The organism is Mesorhizobium sp. CNPSo 4661, assembly GCF_057784215.1.
On the sequence record NZ_JBWGIO010000016.1, the window covers coordinates 1 to 20,128 of the forward strand.

At 61.0% G+C, this 20,128-nt stretch carries 25 protein-coding genes; 8 read left to right on the top strand and 17 right to left on the bottom strand.

Annotated features, from left to right (window positions below; translation table 11 throughout):
* On the bottom strand, positions 1–149 hold a 149-nt coding region (locus AC0YKC_RS23350), incomplete at its 3' end, for a GTP-binding protein (RefSeq protein ID WP_232375805.1).
* Positions 150–376: 227 nt separating this feature from the next.
* On the opposite strand from AC0YKC_RS23350, the gene AC0YKC_RS23355 reads away from it, so the two are divergent.
* Positions 377–1,264: a DMT family transporter gene (locus AC0YKC_RS23355; protein ID WP_488512744.1), complete on the top strand. Its 888-nt coding sequence runs from the start codon at positions 377–379 to the stop codon at positions 1,262–1,264.
* 11 nt (positions 1,265–1,275) lie between these two features.
* On the opposite strand, the gene AC0YKC_RS23360 is transcribed toward AC0YKC_RS23355, so the two are convergent.
* Together AC0YKC_RS23360 and AC0YKC_RS23365 are read right to left on the bottom strand one after the other, a co-directional pair.
* Entirely contained in the window at positions 1,276–2,172 is an 897-nt protein-coding gene (locus AC0YKC_RS23360) for a sulfotransferase family 2 domain-containing protein (protein WP_488512745.1), read from the bottom strand.
* Between the two features lie 35 nt (positions 2,173–2,207).
* On the bottom strand, positions 2,208–2,465 hold the full coding sequence (locus tag AC0YKC_RS23365; protein WP_320297988.1) for a GlsB/YeaQ/YmgE family stress response membrane protein: 258 nt from the start codon (positions 2,463–2,465) through the stop codon (positions 2,208–2,210).
* A 128-nt stretch (positions 2,466–2,593) separates the two neighbouring features.
* On the opposite strand from AC0YKC_RS23365, the gene AC0YKC_RS23370 reads away from it, so the two are divergent.
* The 6 genes from AC0YKC_RS23370 to AC0YKC_RS23395 all read left to right on the top strand — a co-directional run bounded on the left by AC0YKC_RS23370 (position 2,594) and on the right by AC0YKC_RS23395 (position 5,493).
* A complete protein-coding gene (locus AC0YKC_RS23370) occupies positions 2,594–3,049 on the top strand; it encodes a YidB family protein (protein ID WP_320297989.1) in 456 nt (151 codons plus the stop codon).
* A gap of 182 nt (positions 3,050–3,231) precedes the next feature.
* The gene (locus AC0YKC_RS23375) at positions 3,232–3,801 is read left to right on the top strand and encodes a GIY-YIG nuclease family protein (RefSeq protein ID WP_488512746.1); all 570 of its coding nucleotides are present in this window, start codon (positions 3,232–3,234) and stop codon (positions 3,799–3,801) included.
* Positions 3,802–3,835: 34 nt separating this feature from the next.
* The gene (locus AC0YKC_RS23380) at positions 3,836–4,081 is read left to right on the top strand and encodes a hypothetical protein (protein ID WP_488512747.1); all 246 of its coding nucleotides are present in this window, start codon (positions 3,836–3,838) and stop codon (positions 4,079–4,081) included.
* 3 nt (positions 4,082–4,084) lie between these two features.
* Positions 4,085–4,351, top strand: coding sequence for a hypothetical protein (locus AC0YKC_RS23385; protein ID WP_488512748.1), 267 nt, complete (start codon positions 4,085–4,087; stop codon positions 4,349–4,351).
* An 18-nt stretch (positions 4,352–4,369) separates the two neighbouring features.
* Positions 4,370–4,594 (top strand): hypothetical protein, encoded by a 225-nt coding sequence (locus tag AC0YKC_RS23390; protein WP_488512749.1) that lies wholly within the window; start codon positions 4,370–4,372, stop codon positions 4,592–4,594.
* A 116-nt stretch (positions 4,595–4,710) separates the two neighbouring features.
* Positions 4,711–5,493 carry a tRNA(His) guanylyltransferase Thg1 family protein gene (locus tag AC0YKC_RS23395; RefSeq protein ID WP_488512750.1) on the top strand — a complete coding sequence of 261 codons (783 nt, stop codon included), beginning with the start codon at positions 4,711–4,713 and terminating at the stop codon, positions 5,491–5,493.
* Here AC0YKC_RS23395 and AC0YKC_RS23400 read toward each other — a convergent pair.
* From AC0YKC_RS23400 to AC0YKC_RS23435, 8 genes are all read right to left on the bottom strand, one after another.
* Positions 5,483–5,737 (bottom strand): hypothetical protein, encoded by a 255-nt coding sequence (locus AC0YKC_RS23400; RefSeq protein WP_488512751.1) that lies wholly within the window; start codon positions 5,735–5,737, stop codon positions 5,483–5,485. The genes AC0YKC_RS23395 and AC0YKC_RS23400 overlap by 11 nt on opposite strands.
* Positions 5,734–5,919, bottom strand: a complete 186-nt coding sequence (locus AC0YKC_RS23405) for a hypothetical protein (RefSeq protein WP_488512752.1) — start codon at positions 5,917–5,919, stop codon at positions 5,734–5,736. Before AC0YKC_RS23405 ends, AC0YKC_RS23400 begins: the two co-directional genes overlap by 4 nt.
* Positions 5,920–6,018: 99 nt before the next feature.
* Entirely contained in the window at positions 6,019–6,663 is a 645-nt protein-coding gene (locus AC0YKC_RS23410) for a hypothetical protein (protein ID WP_488512753.1), read from the bottom strand.
* Positions 6,664–6,710: 47 nt separating this feature from the next.
* Positions 6,711–6,860, bottom strand: coding sequence for a hypothetical protein (locus AC0YKC_RS23415; protein ID WP_488512754.1), 150 nt, complete (start codon positions 6,858–6,860; stop codon positions 6,711–6,713).
* A gap of 248 nt (positions 6,861–7,108) precedes the next feature.
* On the bottom strand, positions 7,109–7,495 hold the full coding sequence (locus tag AC0YKC_RS23420) for a hypothetical protein (protein ID WP_488512755.1): 387 nt from the start codon (positions 7,493–7,495) through the stop codon (positions 7,109–7,111).
* On the bottom strand, positions 7,492–7,779 hold the full coding sequence (locus AC0YKC_RS23425) for a hypothetical protein (RefSeq protein ID WP_488512756.1): 288 nt from the start codon (positions 7,777–7,779) through the stop codon (positions 7,492–7,494). Before AC0YKC_RS23425 ends, AC0YKC_RS23420 begins: the two co-directional genes overlap by 4 nt.
* Before the next feature lie 233 nt (positions 7,780–8,012).
* Positions 8,013–8,351 carry a hypothetical protein gene (locus AC0YKC_RS23430; protein ID WP_488512757.1) on the bottom strand — a complete coding sequence of 113 codons (339 nt, stop codon included), beginning with the start codon at positions 8,349–8,351 and terminating at the stop codon, positions 8,013–8,015.
* Entirely contained in the window at positions 8,351–8,842 is a 492-nt protein-coding gene (locus AC0YKC_RS23435) for a carboxypeptidase (RefSeq protein ID WP_488512758.1), read from the bottom strand. The genes AC0YKC_RS23430 and AC0YKC_RS23435 overlap by 1 nt, the downstream gene beginning before the upstream one ends.
* A gap of 142 nt (positions 8,843–8,984) precedes the next feature.
* Here AC0YKC_RS23435 and AC0YKC_RS23440 point away from each other — a divergent pair, with 142 nt between their 5' ends.
* Positions 8,985–10,487, top strand: a complete 1,503-nt coding sequence (locus tag AC0YKC_RS23440) for a TadE/TadG family type IV pilus assembly protein (protein ID WP_488512759.1) — start codon at positions 8,985–8,987, stop codon at positions 10,485–10,487.
* Here AC0YKC_RS23440 and AC0YKC_RS23445 read toward each other — a convergent pair.
* The 6 genes from AC0YKC_RS23445 to AC0YKC_RS23470 are packed head-to-tail and all read right to left on the bottom strand — an operon-like array spanning position 10,484 to position 20,119.
* Entirely contained in the window at positions 10,484–11,065 is a 582-nt protein-coding gene (locus tag AC0YKC_RS23445) for a hypothetical protein (protein WP_488512760.1), read from the bottom strand. The genes AC0YKC_RS23440 and AC0YKC_RS23445 overlap by 4 nt on opposite strands.
* A 59-nt stretch (positions 11,066–11,124) precedes the next feature.
* Positions 11,125–11,553, bottom strand: coding sequence for a hypothetical protein (locus AC0YKC_RS23450; protein WP_488512761.1), 429 nt, complete (start codon positions 11,551–11,553; stop codon positions 11,125–11,127).
* A 2-nt stretch (positions 11,554–11,555) separates the two neighbouring features.
* Entirely contained in the window at positions 11,556–15,062 is a 3,507-nt protein-coding gene (locus AC0YKC_RS23455) for a phage tail protein (RefSeq protein ID WP_488512762.1), read from the bottom strand.
* Positions 15,062–15,901: a baseplate hub domain-containing protein gene (locus AC0YKC_RS23460; RefSeq protein WP_488512763.1), complete on the bottom strand. Its 840-nt coding sequence runs from the start codon at positions 15,899–15,901 to the stop codon at positions 15,062–15,064. The genes AC0YKC_RS23455 and AC0YKC_RS23460 overlap by 1 nt, the downstream gene beginning before the upstream one ends.
* A complete protein-coding gene (locus AC0YKC_RS23465; RefSeq protein ID WP_488512764.1) occupies positions 15,898–16,512 on the bottom strand; it encodes a DUF2460 domain-containing protein in 615 nt (204 codons plus the stop codon). Before AC0YKC_RS23465 ends, AC0YKC_RS23460 begins: the two co-directional genes overlap by 4 nt.
* Positions 16,502–20,119, bottom strand: a complete 3,618-nt coding sequence (locus AC0YKC_RS23470; protein WP_488512765.1) for a hypothetical protein — start codon at positions 20,117–20,119, stop codon at positions 16,502–16,504. Before AC0YKC_RS23470 ends, AC0YKC_RS23465 begins: the two co-directional genes overlap by 11 nt.
* Between the last annotated feature and the right edge of the window lie 9 nt (positions 20,120–20,128).

Here is a 20,128-nt window from a genome sequence, read left to right on the forward strand (position 1 = left end):
TCCGGCGCCGCGTCGATCTGGTCATAGCGCTTGTATTCGCCAAAATACTTCGTGATCGCCGCCGTCAGCGACGTCTTGCCATGATCGACGTGACCGATCGTGCCAATGTTCACATGCGGCTTGGTGCGCTCGAATTTACCTTTTGCCATAGTCTCTTTCCTTGGACGGCCTTGACCTTCAGTTCAGTCGAATGCGGGGCGATTAGCGACAACGGCCGAAAAACACAAGTGCCTTGTGGCCGAGCGGATTCCCGCCGACCCGAACCAATGGTCGATTTCAGGGGGATATGGCGCGGATATAGGGGTGCCGTGCGTAAAATCAAAGGCTCCGGGCTGGCCCATTGCCGCCGCCGCGCCGCTCTGATCTTGTTCGCCAAATGCAGTTCATTCCATCCAATATCCGCGGTCCGCTGTTCATGATCGTCTCGACGGGGTCCTACCTCATCAACGACACGATGATGAAGCTCGCGACCGCCGGGCTGCCGCCTTATGAAGTGCTCCTGTTGCGGGGTGCTGCCGCCACGTTGTGGGGCGTACCGCTGCTTCTGATGCTGCGCTATGCGAGGCAGATCCCCCTGCTCTTCGAGCGCAAGGTGCTGTGCCGCAACCTGTTCGAGCTCCTGGCAATCCTTTGCTATGTCGTCGCCCTGGCCAACATGCAGATCGCGGATTCCACCGCGCTCGGCCAGGTCACGCCGCTCATCGTGCTGGTCGGCTCCTCAATGCTGTTCGGCGAAAGGATCGGCGCCACGCGCATGGCGCTGATCGGCCTTGGCTTTGTCGGAGCGCTGATGGTGGCGCAGCCGACCATGCAAGGTATTTCGGTCTATGCGCTGCTGGCGCTCGGCAACGCCGCCTTCGCGGCGGTGCGCGACCTTGCCGGCCGCAAGGTGGGCGCCGAGGTGCCCGGCATGATCGTCGCCATCTCGGCTGTCGTGGTGGTGCTGGTCGGCTCAGGTGCGGCGCATCTCGTGTCCGAGCAATGGGTGATGCCGGAAGGACGTCATCTGTTGCTTATCGCCGGAGCGGGCCTGTTCCTGATCTTCGGCCATTTCTTCATCTTCATGGCCTACCGGGTAGGCCCGACAAGCGCGGTCGCGCCCTTCTATTACTGCTTCACCGTCTGGGCTGTCATTTCGGGCTTGCTGGTGTTCGGGCAGTTCCCCAACGCGCTCGCCGTCTGCGGCATCCTTTTGGTCATGGCCAGCGGCCTGGCGATCGTCTCGCTCGACGAACGCAAGCGCCGACTGGCCATGGTTGCCTAGCCGTTACCGCATCACCCAACGCGCTTTACCGTACTCTTAAGCGGGCGCTGCACCAAGAAATCAACGAAGTTGCGCAGCGTTCGCGGATAGACGAGGCGGCCGTCGCGCAGCGCCGTGGGATCGCCCTTGACATGCAGCGTGGAGGTTTCGGCGGGATCGCCATCGGGAATGCCGCCCCATCTTGCCGAATCGTAGTAATCGACCAGGAAGCCATAGTCGTAGCGGCAGAAGCGCATGGCCTTCGCCAGAGCGGCCGGTGACAGATCCGACGGGCTGACCTTGTGTCTGGCCGTCTGCAATCGAGGCATGCCGACTGTTTTGCCGCTGACGGAGGACAGGAAATCCGCAACCTTGTCCATCTCCTCGAACCTGAAGACATGCTCGAACAGAAACAGGCTGGAGCCGACAAAACAGCGGGGCGAGGCGATATGGAACTGGATCTCCCACGAGCATGCGCTGTATTTTTCGACATTCAGGACAAAAGTATCGAGATCCGGATCGGACGGTAGCCCGAAGCTCGCGAGCATTTCAGCCTTTGCCGAGGGCCGGGTCAGGACGTTGGCGTCCAGTATCCTGCTGGAATAGGCGGATAGAAGCCGCTCAAGCGGGTCGCGGACGATGGTGAACTTGCCGCCCATCCCATCATAGACCGGCGCGAAGGGGTCGACCCAATTCGTCGCCAGGTGACTGTGGACCTCGTTGTCCGGATCCGCGGCAGGCGCGGCATATTTGTCGCCGAGCGCCATGAGCGCGTATTTGATGCTGCTGGTGCCGCTTTTCGGGATTGGATAGTAGGTAACGGCAAGCCCTTCGATCTGCACCGCCATTGCCGAACTGCCCCGCCTGACGATCCAAAGCAAACCAGCCGGCCACGGCGCGCCCGCGCGGCCGGCCCTAGACAAGTCCATCGGCGGCAGCCTTTCAGCTGCCGCGCATTGGTTCCTTACAGCGTGCGCTTGCCGGAGATCTGGTGATAGGCCCAGAGCACGACGATCGAGCCGATCACGGCCACGATAAGGCTCCAGATATTGAGGCCGGTGACACCCGCCGAGCCGAAGGCGCTGAAGATCAGTCCGCCAACGATGGCTCCGACAATGCCGAGCACGATATCCATGATCATGCCCTCGCCGGTCTTGTTGACGATCTTGCTGCCGATGAAGCCGGCGATAAGGCCCAGAATAATCCAGCTGATGATGCCCATAATTCCCTCCAGTTTCCCCGCCGCGCCATCATGGTCACATGATTGTCAAAAGCTCAAGACAGCTTGAAATTCGTTCCGTTTGCGCCATTCTGAGGCGGGGCGGACTTGGCTGGACAAGGAGATCCACGATGGGCCTTTTCGACAACGCCGTTCCGGGCGGCAATATCACCAAACCCCTGATGATCGCGCTCGGCGCGCTGCTGGTCGGCAAGATGCTGAGCGGCAGAGGCGAAGAGGCGGCCGCGCCGCAAGCGCCGGCGCCGACGCCTGCCGGAACCGACACGTCCGCCGATGGCGGCCTGCTTGGCGGTCTCGGCGGACTGCTCGACAAGCTGAAGGATGCCGGCCATGGCAACGTCGCCGACTCCTGGGTCGGCACCGGCCAGAACCAGTCAATCAACCCAGGCGATCTCGGCTCGGCGCTCGGCCCGGCGGTGATCCGCGAGATCGCGCAGCGCACCGGCATGAACGAGCAGGAATTGCTGCAGCAGCTCTCCACGGCGCTGCCCGGTATCGTCGACAAGCTGACGCCGAACGGCCAGATCCCGCAGAACCATCAGGTCGCTTCGGCCTTCAACAGCTAAGCGGTTGGAAGAAAGGCAATGCGCTGCGCGCTACGGCGCGCGGCGCTTTTTATGCGCATGGCAGGGCAGGAAATCTGGAGCGGGTAGCGGGAATCGAACCCGCATATTCAGCTTGGAAGGCTGGAAAGATTCAAGCTTTTCAATAGCTTTAGCTGCAAAACTAGCCTACATTGGACCCGAAAATGTTCAATGAAACCAATGGGCCCGTAAAACCGATGAGCAGCTATGCCGAGCAGCGAATTGCCGAGATTAAGCAGCGGGGAGACCTCCCCGAGCGCGCCATCCGTAAGCAGCGATATATCCGTCAAGAGACCACCAGGCACGGCAAGAAGGTGTACTATTTCAGACGGGAGAACCACGGCCAGCGCATTCGGTTGCCGGACCCAGACATCGTAGGCCGGCAAGCCTTCAACAAGGCTTATGACGCAGCCTGCCGTGGCAAGCCGATTCCATTTGTCGCCAACGCGATGGTCAAGAACCTGCCGACCTATTCGTTGACGATCGGGCGCCCCGGCTTCGTCTATTTCATGCGCATGAACGATGTCGTGAAGATAGGCTTTTCGTCGGATGTCGGGAAGCGCCTCAATTCCATCCAGACCGCATGCCCTGGGCCGGCAGAGGTGATCAAGGTCATCCCCGGATCAGACCAGACGGAACGCTATTTCCACGCGCACTTTGCCAACTACCGGCAGCAAGGTGAATGGTTCCGGCTGGAAGGGGCGCTCGCCGCTTTCCTCTCGGTGACAGCATGATCCCCCTCGCCGGCAATAGCGACAGGAGAATAGGATGAGCGACTGGCGGCCGATCGAGACAGCGCCAATTGACGGAACGACCATCGACCTCTGGGCGAAGCGCAAAGGAACGCTCGATGCCTATGAGCGCGTAGCGGATTGTCATTGGGGCGACGTGACCGATTGGTGGGGGCATGAGCGCCAAGACTGGATCGGCCTCTACCAGCACCAGCATCGATCATATGAAAATCCGACGCACTGGCGGCCGCTTCCCGAGCCCCCTTCCCCCACAGAGGAGTAACACATGGACGTGCCGGAGATACCCGACGACATCATGAAGACGGCAGAGAAGACGCTGGACACGCTCCTGTGCAATTGCCGAGAGGCTGGCGACGTTCGGCAAGATTCGATACGTGACATCGCCCAAGCCCTCCTATCCGAGCGCCTAGCGCAGAAAGAGCGGGATGCGAAGTTGGTCGAGGCGATAGGCAGCGTAGGTCGCGATTGGGCGCTCACAAGCTTCATGGGCAATCTTCGCCGCGACATCGCTGAGGCAATCCGCCAGTCCTGATATCCAAGGAGAAGATGCATGAGCGAGATCGTTGACCGCGTGGACTTCGTGGACGGCCGGCTTGATGAGATCGTCTCATCGCGCGGCGCGCACCTGGAGCACATGGACAAGAACCGCTGGTTCCTGATCTTCTATCATGACGATGGCACGGAAACCGCTATCTGGTTTTCATCGAAGGATTTGAAGAAACCGTTTTGGGAGACGCGCCCGCCGCGACCATTGCCGGGGATTCGAACCGCATGATCCAGCGCCGCGCCAGCCACATCATCGCCCTGCTCTGGCTCTACTTGCTCGTAGGGGCTGGTGTGGCAGTGCTGGGATGGATGGGGGTTTTAGGAATTAACTGGTAGGAGAACGATATGGCCGACACGCTTGGCGATTATCTGAAGGCGCTTGAAGGCGTCGAGACCGGTCGGCGCGCGCAGTCTGGACAGACCGTCTATATCCGAATCGACGGCAACCGCTTTTCCAAGTTCACCAAGGGGATGGAGCGCCCGTTTGATCCGCGCATGTCGGCGGCGATGATTGAGGCCACGAAAGGCCTTGTGACGGAGTTCGGCGCCGCGCTTGGGTATACCCAGTCCGATGAGATATCGCTGGTGCTCTGGGAAGATGCGCCGCAGAGTGAACTCGTCTATGGCGGCAAGTTTCAGAAGCTGGCAAGTCGCACCGCGTCGAAGGCCACGCACTTTTTCTTCAAGGCAGCGATGTGGGCCGGCCTCGAAGAGTTCATCGACCGACAGTTTCCCGAGTTCGATTCGCGCGCTTTCGCATTGAGCAAAGAGGATGCCGGCAAGGCCATCTATTGGCGCGAGATGGATGCCAGGAAGAACGCCATCCAGATGGTGGCTCGTTGCCACTTCTCGGCCAAGGCCCTGCACCAGAAGCATGCAGACAATCAGTTGGCTATGCTAGCCTCGGCCGGTGTCGACTTCGAAGCTCTGCCGTCATTCTTCCGGCGAGGAACGCTGATCAAGCGGGTGACGACCGTTCGCGAGATGACTGAACAGGAGTTGGCTCGCATTCCTGAGCAATACCGACCCACGGGACCGATTGAGCGCACCGATGTCGTTGATGTGCCGATGCCCGACCTGCGCGGCGCCGACGACAAGAGCGCGTTGCTGCTCCCCGCTACCGCTTAAGCGGGCTCGTCAGATCGCCAGTCGGCCGCTGGTCCACATGAATGGTGATGCCGACGTTCTTCGAGCCGCAGACGGAGCATTTGAGCAGCGGGACCAGGCTATCGTGCATGGCGCCATGATCCGGCCCGAGCTTGGCCTTCAGCGCATCGAGATCGAGCTCGCGGCTTGGGCTGTAGCATGTCGGCTCATTGCAGTGCGCCATGATGCGCTCGCCGCGGTCGATGCGCTCCTGGATGGTACTCACAGATCGCCCCTGCCCGGAGGGATGACTTCAAGCTTGCAGGTCTGCCCATCTTGCTCCAGCGAGCCGACCAGGAAATTCGCCTCGTCACGGTCCTTCGTCCTGAGAAGGATGCGGATGTCGTTCCGGCCGTCCGGCCGCTTCTCGACGATGGAGACCTGGTAGATCGTGCCTGGTTCGCTCATGCGAGCCGATATAGCGCGGCTCCTGAAACGCGAAAAGGCCCGCGCATCCCCCGAAGGAGACACGCGGGCTAGGCAAGCGTATGGCGGCGCTCGGGAGGATCAGGGAGGCGTAGTTTGCTGCTGCCGCCAATTGGCAAGGCGCTGCCGAAGGTTTTCAATCTCTTTCTTCATGTCCTGGATGACGTCGCGCGTTCCATAGACAGAGCCGACATCCTGACGCAGCTCATCGACGCGACGGTTGAGGTCAAGCAGCTCCTGGTCTCTTGCGTGGTTGCGTTCCATCCATTCGTTGCGGGAGACGGTGGTCGCGCGCAGATCGACAACGGCCTGATCGGTGCGAGCCCGGTCTTCCTTGCCGCGGTCAGTGCGCCAGTCCATTTCTTCCCGGCTGACGGTGTTCGCTGCCAAGGTTGAGACCGCCGCTTTCAAATCCGTCGTCGCCTCTCGAATCGGCATATAGGCCAGCCCGCCTAGGATCGCCGCGAAGGCCAGCATGACCGACAACGCCTGCCATTGTGGTTTTGCCCGCTCAGCCAAGTTTGTCGATAGCGCCGCAATCGCGGCCCGCGTCTCGTTCGTCGACGAGTTTAGCGAGTTGGTGAGCTGGTGGAAGCCTGCCCGCATCTCGACTTCGACGTCGTTGATGCGGCGGCCCATATTCGTGACGCGCTCGCCCATCGCCGCTTGAAACGGGTCAAGGTAGTGTCGCGCGGTCTCGTCACCGTTTGCCATGTCATCTGCCATTCTTCACTGCCCCATGCCCATGCACTGCTATGTGAATTGCATGCCGCTCAGTATCTCACGATGCCGAGCAGCAGGAGCACGATCAGGATGATGACGATCGCGATGTTGAGGGCCGGCTGCGGCAGGCGTGAGCCCGCAAGCTTGTCGCCGAAATAGACGATCAGGAGGATGAGGAGGGCGTCGAAGCGGGTCAGCATTGGAGTTCTCCTTTCAGGTTGAGTGTCAGGGCAATGAGGCGGGCGCCCGGTTGTCCCATTCGATGATCTTGTCCACCCGAGCCGAGCATTTGATCAGCCCAGCCTCATTGACATCGCCGCGGTCGAGCAAGTCGCCGGCGGATTTGGCGCCGCGCAGACGATCGCCGGCAACAGCACCCTGCTTCGTCCATATCTTCTGGCATTTGCGCTTCAGCGCGGCCGGGATATGCCGTTCGACGGGCCTTAGCTCAGTGATGACCTGCGGTTTTGGATTTGTCGTACAGGCTGAGCAAATCAGCAGGAATAGGAGTGTTGAGAAAATCGTTGACCGTCGCATTGTGCGCCCTCAAATCGGAAAGCTTCGTTGCCATATCCAGCGTTGATTGGTTCGCGGTGTCGATCTGGTCCTGAAGCTCGGAGACCAGCTTGTCGGCCCTGGCCGCGTCGGCTTCGGCCTTGAGCCGGGCCGCTTCGTTGTTCTTGTTCGTGGTCACGGCGAGATCGCGATCGCGGATGGCAGCATCGCGCGCGACCAGCGCGTCTCGAGCCGAAACCTTGTAGTGATAGGCGACGAGGCCAAGGCCCATGAAGGCGATGACGACGACGCCGAGGATGATGAGACGAGCCTGGATCATTTCCGACGCCTTTTCGCGAAGCGGAGACCGTGAGGGTGTCGCGTTCCGGGGTGCCGCTCATTTGCGAAGGTCTGCGACTGGATCTTGAAGTCGATCGGCAGGCCAGTCTGCTCCTTCAGCCACGCGGATATGGCGACGGTGATCAATAGCCACTTGGTATCGAATTCGAAGTTGCCGGTCTTGACGTCCTGCACACCAGGAAATTCGCGCAGGAAAGCCTTGTCCTCGAGGATCAGGACGACATCTACATCGCGCCAGTCCGGCCTCTCCAAGGCGCTGCCCACGACATAGCAGCCGAAGCCGCCATAGGCGTCGTTGAGGTGCTTGCAGGCGAGACTCGAGCTTGAAGACCGCCGGCACGCCGACATAGCTGACCTTATTGCGCTTCTCGGGCTCGTCGCTCATGCCCACACCACGCTATAGAAAAGCAGCCCGATCAGCGCGCCGGCGGCAGAAGCCAATGCAAAAGGCCGCACGGATACCCAGATGGCCATAGCGAGTTCTATTCGGCCTTCCATCAGCGGTGATCCTCCGGAGGTTCGGGCATCGCCGGACCGGTCGGCATTTCAGGTGGGACGACGGTGCGCTGATAGGTCTCTTGCATGCCGCCACCGCCGCCGATGTTGGATAGCCCGCCCTTGTCGTCCCAGACAGCGCCGAAGACATAGGAGCCGATCACGGAAGCCATGAGCAGCAGAAGACCATTCACTGCAGTCTCGGAAAGCTGGATCGGCCGGCCAAGGATGGCGAGATAGGTGACCATCACGCCACACCAGACGAGCACAGCGATGATGATCCGCCGGCGCATCGTCCAGGATGAGCGGAACGCATTGCGCGCCGCGCTGCGCGGGTTCATCAGTCGACCCATTCCGCTTTGAGGTCGTCGTCGTAGTGCTCGGCCAGCACGGCGATCTCCTGCGCGCGGTCCGTGCCATTGATGATCCGGCGAGCATCGACGAAATCGGAATGCTGCAGATCGATGTAGTCCGCAAGCTTGCGGCCGGTGAACCAGCCTTCGCGCATGCCGGTGACTGCAATCTTCGCGGCATTGGTCGGGTCCAGCGCCAGCGTCGGGTCCCGATCACAGGCAATGCCGAGCTCGCGCGCCGCGCGCTGGTAATTTGCCTGCCAGGTCAGTTGGACGAATCCGCGGCCATACCAGGGGTAATAGCGCAGATTGTTCTGGCGCCAGGTTTCCGAGAGCCAATAGGCCTCGACGACGGGTCGCATGGTGTGCGCGGTCTCCCAGAACGCCGTCGCCAGCACATAGGCGCACTGGTTGCGCAGCAGGCCTTGCGCCTTGCATTCATCGATAAGCATGCGGGTGCAGCCCAGGGAAAGGTCCATGGTCTCGTTCCTTAAATAAATTGCTGATTTCCAGCGGTTTTAACCAACCGCTAATGGAGGTCTTGCCGCTCACAGGTTGCGCGCCTATGCTTGAGGCACGGGGAAATAGCTGCGGCATATTGAGCTATAGAGGGGCGTCGCGATGCTTCGCGTGTTGCGGAATTTCTGGAGAGATCAGCGCGGCATCGCGATGATCATGGTGACCATTATGTTGCCGGTGCTTGTCGGTTTTGCCCTATTGGCGATCGACATGAGCCGCGCCAACGGCCTGCACGCCGATCTGCAGAAAGGCGTCGATGCCATTGCCATCGCGGCAGCGGCTGAACTGGATGGCCGCGCGGATTCGATTACGCGTGCGAACCATGCAGTCGCTACCTTGGTCGCCAACGACACGTTGTTTTCCACCGCTGGCTCCCACACGATCGTTCCGGCGGACTTCACCGTGACTTATCTGACCGGCATTCCCGCCAGCGATGACACGGCCTTGAGCGCGGCCGGCGTCGATGCCAATGGCGTCACATGGGCAAGCACCGATCCGACAGCCGTGTCATTCGCCGAAGTGACGTTGAACTCATCCGGCGCCGGCTCTTTCGAAACCATATTCCCGGCGACCTTCATCAGCGGCAGCAACACCATGTCAATCCGGCCCCAGGCGGTCGCCGGCTTCGTCCAGTCGATCTGCGAAACCGTGCCGCTCTTCATGTGCAACCCGTTCGAGACGACGACACCGGGAACCAGTCAGACAATCCAGCAAGCGTTTGCCTCCGGCGCCACCTATGGCCGGGAGTTCCGCATCCTGAAGGTGGATTCTAATCCTGGCCCGGGCAATTTCGGCCTGATCAACAACAACCTGACGTCATTGCGCGATGCCATTGCCATAGGCACCGCTGGCACCTGCTACAGTCGCGATTCTCTCACCACGAAGACCGGCGTCACACTCGGGCAGGTAAACACGGGACTGAATACACGCTTTGACCTCTACAGTGGATCGCTCAACAAGAACAACAAGGATTGGAACTACCGGCCTGCCAGCAATGTCCGCAAAGGCCAGAAGACCGGCTGCAGCAAGTATGACCCGGTGACCGACAACACGGCGCTGCCCCTTCCGCCCGGAAACAACTACAATAGTGCCAAGGGTATGTCCGACCCGATTACCGCGCAGAACTTCTGGAGCAACTACTGGACTATCAATCACGGGAAGCCCTATCCAAATGTCCCGAGCGCAACGAACCCGACCGGCTCCAAGACTGCTCCGGCATCGCGGTATGACGTTTACAAATACGAGATCGCGAATGGTCTCGTCGGCGACAAGTCGTTGGCGCCGACGAAGGAAACCGGCAATCCGTCCTGCTTCAAGGGCACTACGCCGACGCCTGATCCTGACCGCCGGCTCCTAAACATGGCGATCGTCAATTGCATCGCCAATCAGGCCAAGATCAACGGCCATATCGCCATCAAGCCGGACGGCTATGTCAGCATCTTCGTCAACACCCCGGTTCAGAAGCAGGACAACACCAAGGATCCGGAGGATCCCAACGCCGCCGAAAAGCCGATCAGCCTGGAGATCGTCGATGTCGACGGCGCATTCGCCGACAATTTCACCGTCGACAAGGCGTTCAGGAACGAGGCGCAGCTCTACCGCTAGGTGCTTAAGCCGGGCAGCAGGCTATCGTCTTGCGGGTCGAGCACCGTGAGCGATTGAATGCGCGTTTCGGCGAAGGCAAAGCCGCCAGATGTGCCGCCGAATGCCGCAGTCGTGGGCGCGATCGAAAATGTATCGGGATCTCCGGAGTAGGTGACGACTGATCGGCCATCGACCGAGAATTTCAGCTTGGCGTTGGTACGCGTCACTGCGATCTTGTGGCCGTTGTCGCCGACGGCAGCCGAGCTATCGACGGCGCCACGGAAGTGCGCTCCCGAGAAATCGGACACGTTCATGAATTCGCCGGAGCTTTGCCGCTTTATGATCAGGCCATCGTCGCTGGTATCGGGATCGATGATTGCCAGCGGGACAATATTGCCGGTGTATGTGAGATGATCCCATGCGAGCACAAGCGTGTAATTCGCGGTCAGAAGAAGCGTGAGCAGATCGCCGATGATATCGACCACATCCTCGGTGATGATCAGGCCATCGGCGGTGATCAGTTCCGGATTGGCGACGACATCCCCCGCCGTGACTGTGACGCTGTTGACCGTGTAGGATTCCGTCAGGAAGTTGATCACCGTGCCTTCGATAGGCGGCGGCGCGCTGCCGCCCTGTGCTGCCCAGGCACCAAACCAGGTCATGCGAGCTTGCCCACCGCGAGCCAGGAATTGGTGCCGAGCTTTGTGAGTTCGACGCCTGCCCATTGACCGTCGAGCACAACTGACCCACCGCTCGATCCATTGATCGATACGCCCGTGTCTCCGGTGATAGTGACGGCGCCCGCGCCGATGCCGGCAAACTTGAGCGACGCGCCAACATCATAGGCAACGCTGGCGTTGGCCGGGATGGTGACGGCGATCGCGCCGGCATTGTCGAGCGTGATCAGCTTGCCGGCATCGCCCAGAACCGGCGTGTAGCTCGTGCCGGTCTGCGCATTGATCGGCGTCTTGGTATAGAAGGCATAGAGTTCGCCGAACATGCCGTTGATCATGTCGCCGCCGCCGCGCGCCTTCGTGCCGGTTCCGTCGTTTGGCGACGAACCGAGAGAGATCGTTTGCTGTGCCATGGCTATTCCTGATCAAATGAAACGTCGGTGCTGTCGAAAGACCAGACATCAGAATCGAACGACGGCACGAAGCCGCCTTCCAAGATGACATGCCGGCGCGCGCGGTAGCCGCGGCCAATGCCGGTCGTGGCGCTCATCATGTAGACGTCGAAGGTCAGTTCATCCGGCACCGAGCCGAAGTCGCTGGCAATGTCGGCGTTGGTGTAGAGCTTCGAATTGGTCGTCGCGGTCAGCGTGCGGACGACCGAATAGCCGTCCGTCACCGGCTCGAGGATATCGATCTCGAAAGCAAGGGACGCCTCACCGAAATTCGCCGGGTTGAGCCCGGCCGCAAGCCTCGATCGATAGTCCCAGGTGATCTCGATGCCGTCGGTCACCACTGCGGCATCGAGGTTGCGGGAGGCATAGGGCTTTTCGGCAATGCCGCGGATCACCTGTGGCGTGATCACCCCGCCGGCCGGGCTTTGGCCTGTGCCGACCGCCTCGAAATATTCCGTCGCGTTCAAATCCGCGAGCGGCAGCGCCATGATGCCGACCCAGGACGGATCGATCATGACGAAGATGTCGCCGACCTCGTGCAGGGCGCAGTTGACTTCAGACCCTCTGTAGCCACGCACAGCTAGCCCGGAGAGCGTGAACGTGCCGTCGCCGTTGTCGACGACCGTCTTGTAGCCGATGCCCTCCCAGCGGCCCGCCTTGCCGATGAAGGCAAGGTTTGCTCCGGCAAGGACTTCCGCCTCGGTGTGATCGACGAGAAGCGACGTGCTGCCGGCCGTGCGCCGGATGGTGACCGTCGAGGTATCGCCGGTTCCGAACGGATCGAGCGGGTTTGCCAGGACATTGAGGCACACGCCCACAACGCCTTGATGCGGCGCCTGCGTGAAGGCCTGCGTCAGAGCATCGGCGGTTGCGCCCATGAGAAGGACGCCGCCGGACCAGTTCGCCTGCCCCCTCCCCGCCAGGATGCCATATTGGCAGAGCGCCACCCCGTTCAGGTCGTCGGCATAGTTGATCAGCGGGATATCGAGATGGATGTATTGCGTGGCCTGACTGACCGGGGTGATGTCAGGCGCCGTGACAGAGGTGACAGTGGTCGAGACTTTGGTCTGGAAGTCGAGCGCCGCGATTTCGGCCGTAAAATTTCGGTCCATGCTAATGCTGTCGATCTGGACCGTGTAGACGATATCACCCGACGGGACCGCGATCACGTCGCCGGGTAGATAGGTCGGTTTCCCGGTTACCGAAAACGTATGGTTGCGGCGCTTGGCCTGGAGGTCGAAGAATTTCTCCGTAGGAAAGGTCTGCGCGTTGTGGTCGGTAAGAACCAGCGGCGTCGAGTAGCGTTCGGTTCGCTTCGAATTGTTGATCGCCGGCATCGAAAAGGATGCAGGGCGCGAATTATAGCCCTGGTTCTTCGAGATGTATTGCAGCTCGACCCTGGACACCGTGCGGATCGAGGCGTCGTCCTGGCTCTTGACCGAACCATCCTGATCGACAAACACGATGTCGGCCGTGGTGAGCGTGTCGTCCAGAGAGAAATCATCGTCGCGGCCCGGCTTCTTGAAATAGAAGCCGCTGCCAGTGTCGGCGAAGGAAAAGGTATAGATGTCGGCGATCGACTGCAGCACCGTGCGGACATTGGTGTCCTGGTCGATGACGAAGCCGTAGGCGGTCAGGCCCGTGAAGCCGTCGAAGGTCAGTTCTCCCGACGAATAACCGGCGAGGAACATCGTCTTGGTGATGAGGCTCTGGAGAGAGATCGATCCCGGAATCGCGCTCGGCAGCGCGTATTGCGTCCAGTGATCATCACCGTAGAAGGCATAATAGACGTTGCGGGTCTGGTCGAAGATGGCGCCCGTCCAGCGCGTGCCGTGCGGAATGGAACCGGTCCAGATCGAAAGGGTCTGCGCGACGATATCGAGCAGGTAGATCACCTCCGACGCGCCGTTTGTCTGCACCCACAACGCAAAGCCAGGCTGCGACCAGAAGCGTTCGAAACCGCCCACGCCGCCGAAGGAGTTCGATTCCAGTTGCTTGCCCGAGGTGGAGAAGCTGGTGATGATCGAGCCATCGTCGGGATTGACATAGCGCAGAAAGAAGCTGCCCGAAACTTCAGAGCAAAGGATCAGATATCCCGTCTTCGGATCGAAACGCAGGCCGTGCACGGTGCCAGCGTCGGTATAGACAAGATTCGACGACCAGCTTGAGCCGTCATAGATCAGTTCATAGACCTCGCCGACCGTGGTCGAGCACGAGAAGAACGAAGCCGTTCCGTTGATGCGCCGGCCCCAGACGGCAGGCTCGCGGAAAGGGACGCTGCTCTCGGTGACGGTGAGCGAACCGCCCGAGATGTCGGCCACGGCGAAATGGATGTGCTGGTCGCCCGAGAAGAACCTGTTCCAGCCGATGAAGATGTATTGCGAGCCGAAAGCCTGCCCGGCTACCCAATAGAGCGTGGTCGAGGTGTCGGGCTCGGCATATTCGGCGACGATCTCGCCGGTGGTCGCATTGTAGATCCGGCTGAAGCCGGTCGTGCTGTCCGTGCAGAAGCGGATCAGGACATGGCCCGTGCCCCTGATCGCGCTGATGAGCGGGCGCTGCAGGACGTTCGTCGATGGGTCCGGAACAGCATAGATGTCCGAATTCGCCAGCGGCACGCGGTAGCGCTCGGTCAGGGTCTGGGTATCGAGCACCGCCAGATTGACCGAGGTGAGTCCCGGAATGTCCTGCGAGGTCAGCAGATGATAGATGACGTTGTCGGTCGGATCATAGGCCTCATACCAGCCGCTGATGTCGGCGAAGGTGACGGGCACCGTGCCGGTCCAGACGATCGGCGCCGTGCCGCCTGCCACGGTCGACGCATTCGAGATGACGGCCTTGACGGTCGGTGGGCTTGTGGCCGCGAAGCCGTCGAGATAGACCATGGCGAAGTTCTGCCAGGCGCCCGCATTCGCGCCGATAGCGGCCTTGGCGATTGGATCGATCGCGGTGTGCTGCCCGCCATAGAAGCGGAAGGCGGTGGTTGCTCCTATGCCGTTTTCAGCGTCATAGACTACCTCGTCGTTGACCTCGAGGCGGACCAGGATATAGCCCAGATTGAACGGATCATAAGCAAGCAGATAGCCGAGCTGCGCGCCTTGCGACGTGCCATATACCGGGACATCGACGGTTGGACTGAAAGCATCGCCCGTGGTGAATTTGCTGCCCGGCGGGAAACTGTCGAGCGCGGTATCGAAGCCCGAGCCGCCTGCGGCAAGAGCACCCGCCGCCGTGTGAGGATATTGCGTATACCCAGTTATGACGCGCGTCGTTAACGAGCCACCGATGACCGGATTGCCGTCGACCTTTCCCGTGCCGATGACGATGGGGATCTGGCGCCCGAGCACCGATGTGAAGGAATATGGCGAGGTTGCCGATACCGGATCAGGCTGCTTCGTCGCATCCTGGTTGGTCGGCCCAAGATGCAGCGTTGCTCCGCTGCCAAGCCCCGGCGTTGCGAACCATACCATCAGGCGGCGCTCTGCACTTCGGCCGGGGTGTAATCCTGGCCAGGGAACCGATTGAGGTTGTTATGATACTTGCACCCATGAGCGCCCGAGCGCGTCAAGTCGCAACCCTCAGCGATGGTCAAGGTGTCTCCGACTTGGATGTCATAGGGCGTTCCGTTCACGAGTTCGACCAAGGAGGTGCCGGAAGTCCAGTTACGAGCCCAGTCGTCGTATCCAGCATTCGCGCCCGACGTGAAGGCGATCGTGCCGTGGGTGAAATCGAGGCTGTCGGGATTGGTGACCGTGATGGTGAATTTCCCGGTATCGGTGACCGTTGCGACAATTGCGCTGACCGTTCGTGGCGTCACTCCGCATTCCGGACCGCCGAACTTGAATGAGCACATCGGCTGGATGGTAAAGAGGAAGATATCCGCGAGAGCGTCGGCCTTGGTCGTGATCTCGATCGAGCCGGTGAGGCGGTCGGTGAACTGCGTCTGGCCGATGAAACCGCCGACGATGATTTCACGGTCCGCTGGATCGGCGGACCGCGCAACCCAGCATGTGATCGTCGCACCGCGCCAGGCACCGCGCTTGATGTCGTCGGCAAGCAGCGGCCCTATATCATCGAAGGGCAGCGTCAAATCGATGCCAGCGGGGCGTCCGCCATTGGCCACGGTCCATTTGGTGACGGTAAAGCCTGGCGACTTGACGAAGATGTTGCCCGATACGGTCTTGGCGACATCGGCATCCGTCATGCGAACTGTCCCCTTGATCGGGCTCACCAGTTCAAGCAGGAAGCAACGCGCAACTCCTGATCTCGAAAGCTCGGAGACAAGCGTCGGCGACCAATCCCTGCTCATGGAACGTCCTCGATCGCCTGAAGATCGACATTGACGATGTATTCGTTCTGCTCGGGCAGCGAAGCGTTGAACGCATCTCCCTCAAAGTTGACGGGCACATAGAATTCGCCATTGACGGTGACGACCTGGCCGACCGGCAGGATGCCGGGGAACGTGATCAGGCCGGTAGAATTGACCGCCCAGTCGCCACTTGTGGTCTGGGGAACGCCATCCCGGAACACCTCCAGCGTGCCCGGTTTAATGTGTCTGATCACGCGCACGTATGGATTGAAGCCTGCGGTATAGGTCTTTGTGATCTGGCAGCTATTGGCGACACCATCGCCGACGAAGATCGTTTCCGCCACAAGCTTATAGTCGGCCCAATCCTTCATCAGGAAGGTCTTGAGGTCGCCGCGGCGATCGAAGAACAGCCCCCTCAGCCAGTCGATTAGCGCGACCGTCGGCTCATTGTCCGCATTTTGAAGATTCCACGAGTATTTGTGGACCGCGATCTCCTGATTTTGGAAACGGCGCGTCTGCTGGGCAACCGACCTGACCTTGTCGGTCGAGAAGGTCGGGCCGCCCTTGAAGCCGACGGAGACCTTCTCCGGCATGATGAGGTTATCGACCATTGATGGACCTCAAGCCTTCGCGAAGCTGAAGGGCGAACTGGCGTTTCATTTCGGCGATGCTGTCGTTGGAGACCTGGCCGCCGCCCGTTACGCTGATCGGCATGTTGAAGACGATCGGCCGCTGATCCGCCGCCGCGCCCCCTTGGCCGTTCTGGTTGGCGCCCTGCAGCGCCTGCATCTGCTGCGGCGTGAAGATCGCCACCGTTTCTTCGGGCGATTTGAAGAACTTGACCTGCTGCGTGTCGCCGGGCGCGATCATGCCGCCGCCGGCGAAGCCATAGGTCTGGGCATTCTGCCTCGCCATGTCACGCTCATAGGAGGTGGCGCCGGCGAACCCAACTGATTGCACTCCGCCCTGTCCCGTCGCCAGCTTGGCGGCGTTCAAGGCGATCTGGAATGGTGTCGCCACCAGGCCTTGCGCGAAAGGCACGATGCCATCGCCACCACCAACGGACCGCGCAGCCTGATAGTTCGCCTGCGCCGTCTTGAAGGCGGCATTGAAGGCGGTGTCCCATGCCGATTTGTCGACGCCGGTTGTCGATGACCCGCCAGAAGAGGAGGAGGAGTACCCACTGCTGAGCGCCGATGAACTGGCGGCCATGCTGGTCTTGATCTCATCTAGGATCTGCGCGGACTTGCGCGTGTTCGCCTCGACATTCATCAGCACAGTCCAGGCGCGATTGTCGTTCGCCGTGGGCTGAGTGCCGGTGAAGCCCGACTGCGGATCGGCAAGCGCCTGCATCTGGCCCGGCGTGAAGATGCCGACCGTTTCGTCAGGGCTCTTAAAGAACGAGACCTGCTGGGTGTCGCCGGGATGGATCATGCCGCCTGTGGCAAACGATCCGGCGATCGCGGTTTCGGAATCGTTGGTCAGGTCGATGATGTTCGTGGACTGGCGACCGCTCGCCGCGATCCGGCCCGCATAGTCGGTGGCGCCTGATGCGGCGCTCCGAGTGGCATCGATCACACTCTGCGGCACCTGGTAGTCGCTGTTGAACAGCGGCGACGATTGAAACACGTTGCTTACCGCAGCCATCGCATCCTGCAACTGGCTGGACTGCTCGACCGACGCGCTGAGGCCTACGGCGTGGTCCTGCACCGTCCTGACGTGAATCGTGACCGTCTTGTCGTGCAGACTATCAATGGAGGCGGCGACGCCATAGACCTGCTGGATCGACGATTGGGCGCTGTCCGAGAGAGACTTGATGACGCCCATGCCCTGGCTCGCGGCATCGCCCGCCGCCGTGCCGACAGCGCTAAAGGCACCAGCTGTCTGCCGGGCATCGGCGCGAATTGCTGCGCCCGCCGCAAGAACCGCGCTCGAAAAGCGCGTGACATTGACGGTCGAAGTGCCAGGCGACCCAGATCCACCCATGCTGCCGTAGCCGCTCGCCGCGACCTCATAGGCGGTCATGGACGGGCCAGACTGATCGCCAGCGCCATAGCGCGTGACGCCAACGGTGCTTCCGCCGCCCAGATCGTATAGCGATTGCGTGCCCGAGCCGACCTGCTGGGTCTTGACCGTGATGGTGACGGTGCGGTTGGGTATTGTCCGAATGCTGGTCGAGAGGTCCTTGACGTTGGAGTTCAACTGGCGGACCTGCAACTGGCCGTTAACCACTGAGTCGATGAAGGCGTTGATCGCCTTCGGGTCGCCGCCCATGGCGAGAAGCGTCTGGCGGATCGCCTCGATGTCCGTGTTTAGCGCCTTCGTCGTCTCGCGACCTGCGTCCCACTTCTTGAACAGGTTGTCGATGTTCGATGCTGCGTCGGCGATGGCCTGGCGCGCGCCGGCCGTGTTGCTGAAGAACGATCCGAAAACGTCGGAAACCGACTTTTGGCCAGCCGCAGCAAGGGTTTGCTGGAGATCGGCGACCTCCTGCTTCATCTGGATCAGGTTCTGCTGCGCTGAGACCAGTTGACCGAGCTGCGCGCGCTTGGCGTCTTCGAAGGCCTTGGTGACATTGATCACCTGTTGCGCCATGCCGCCGATGGTGACGGTAACGCCGCTGGCATTGGAGCCGATGCCGCCGACGGCGTTGCCTAGACCCGTGGCCCCGCCGATCGACTTGCCGAAATCGACATTGGCAAGCGCGTTGAGCCCTTCCAGCGCATGGTTGGTCTCGATCCGGTCGATCACCTGCTGGCCGAAATCCCGGATCGGCGTCGAGGACATGATCTCCTTGATCCTGGCGTTGCGGTCCGAGACCAGCTTGTCGAGGCTGGCTACATACGCCTTGTCGTCGATGGGCGGGATCGTTTCCGCGCTGGCGTTCAAGAGCGGGATGTTGGCGCCGAGCTTGTTGAAGATCGTGATGATCTCGTCGACGGCGTCCGACGACTTCTTGACCAGCGAGTTCAGCGTGTCGATGCCGAAGTTCGCCGCGGCGGTGAAGGTGATGGCGAAAGATGCCGGCAGCGCGTCCCAGATCAGCTTGATGTCGACGAAGGCGGCATGGAAGGAGTTGATCACCAGCTCGGCGATGTCGACCGCGGCCGAGCCGAGTTTCTTGAAGGCATAGATCGCGCCGTCGGCGATCATGCCGAACACGGTGCCAAGAGCCGAGTTTCGGATATCGTCGCGGATGGTCTGGAAGATCGCGACCGCGGTCTCGCCGAAACCAACCGTGCGCCTCTCGGTCTGCGCTGCCTGGTCGCGAAGGTATTCGAAGCCGATGGCAACGCCGGCCACGGCAGCACCGACACGCGCAAAGCGCGTGACGAGACCGAGCGCCATGTTGCCGATGCCGCTGAGCGCGCCACCGATGCCGCCCGGGCCGGATGCGACAAAGCTGAGGTGGTTCATTTGGGCGGTGAAGGCCTGGAGCGGCGAAGCTCCCATGGCGATCTGCTCGGTGAAGCTTCGCACTGCATGCGAGAGCGCCATCATTTGGTTGGTGCTGAGACCCGCAGCGCCGCCATGGCGATTGAGCGCGTCGGTATGGCCCTTGATGACGCCGATCGCGGCAAGCGTCTCCTGGCGGCTTCGGGAAATGGCGGCGCTCGCCTCATCTTCCGATAGCGCTCCGAGCCTAGTCGCGACGCGAACCTCGTCCTTATAGGAGAGATACTGCCGGATGGTGGCGAATAGCGGGTTATATTTGGCTCGGATATCGTCGAGCGCCACGGCGAAGGCCTGCATCTCTTCCGTGGAAGCGGCCGTGCCATCGGCGAGTTTCAAATTCGAGGCCGCCGCAAGGCTGCGGTTTGAAGCCGTGAACTGCTGGTTGGCCTGCGTGGCGCGCTGGATGGCGGCCGCGGCTGAACTGGCTTCGCTGGACAGTTTTCCGACGGCGGGCGCGGCCGCGGATGCGCTCGATTTCACATCGTCGACGGCACCGGCCGCTTTCTCCGCGTCGACCGCGAACTTGTTCATCGACGCATCGGCCGTGGTGACCGTGCCGGTCATCTTCATCAGCAGTGCGTTGGTCTGTTCGATCAGGCCGGCAATTTTCGCCAGCCCGGCCTCGGAAGCACCCGTGTTGCCGAGCTTTTTGGAAACCTGCTGATCGAATAGGTCCGCCATCTGGCGCGCCTTCGCCAGCGCGGCCTCGAACGGCGCAAGATTGCCGGCGATATCGATCTGGACCGAGCCGGCCGTTTCCATGGGGTATTT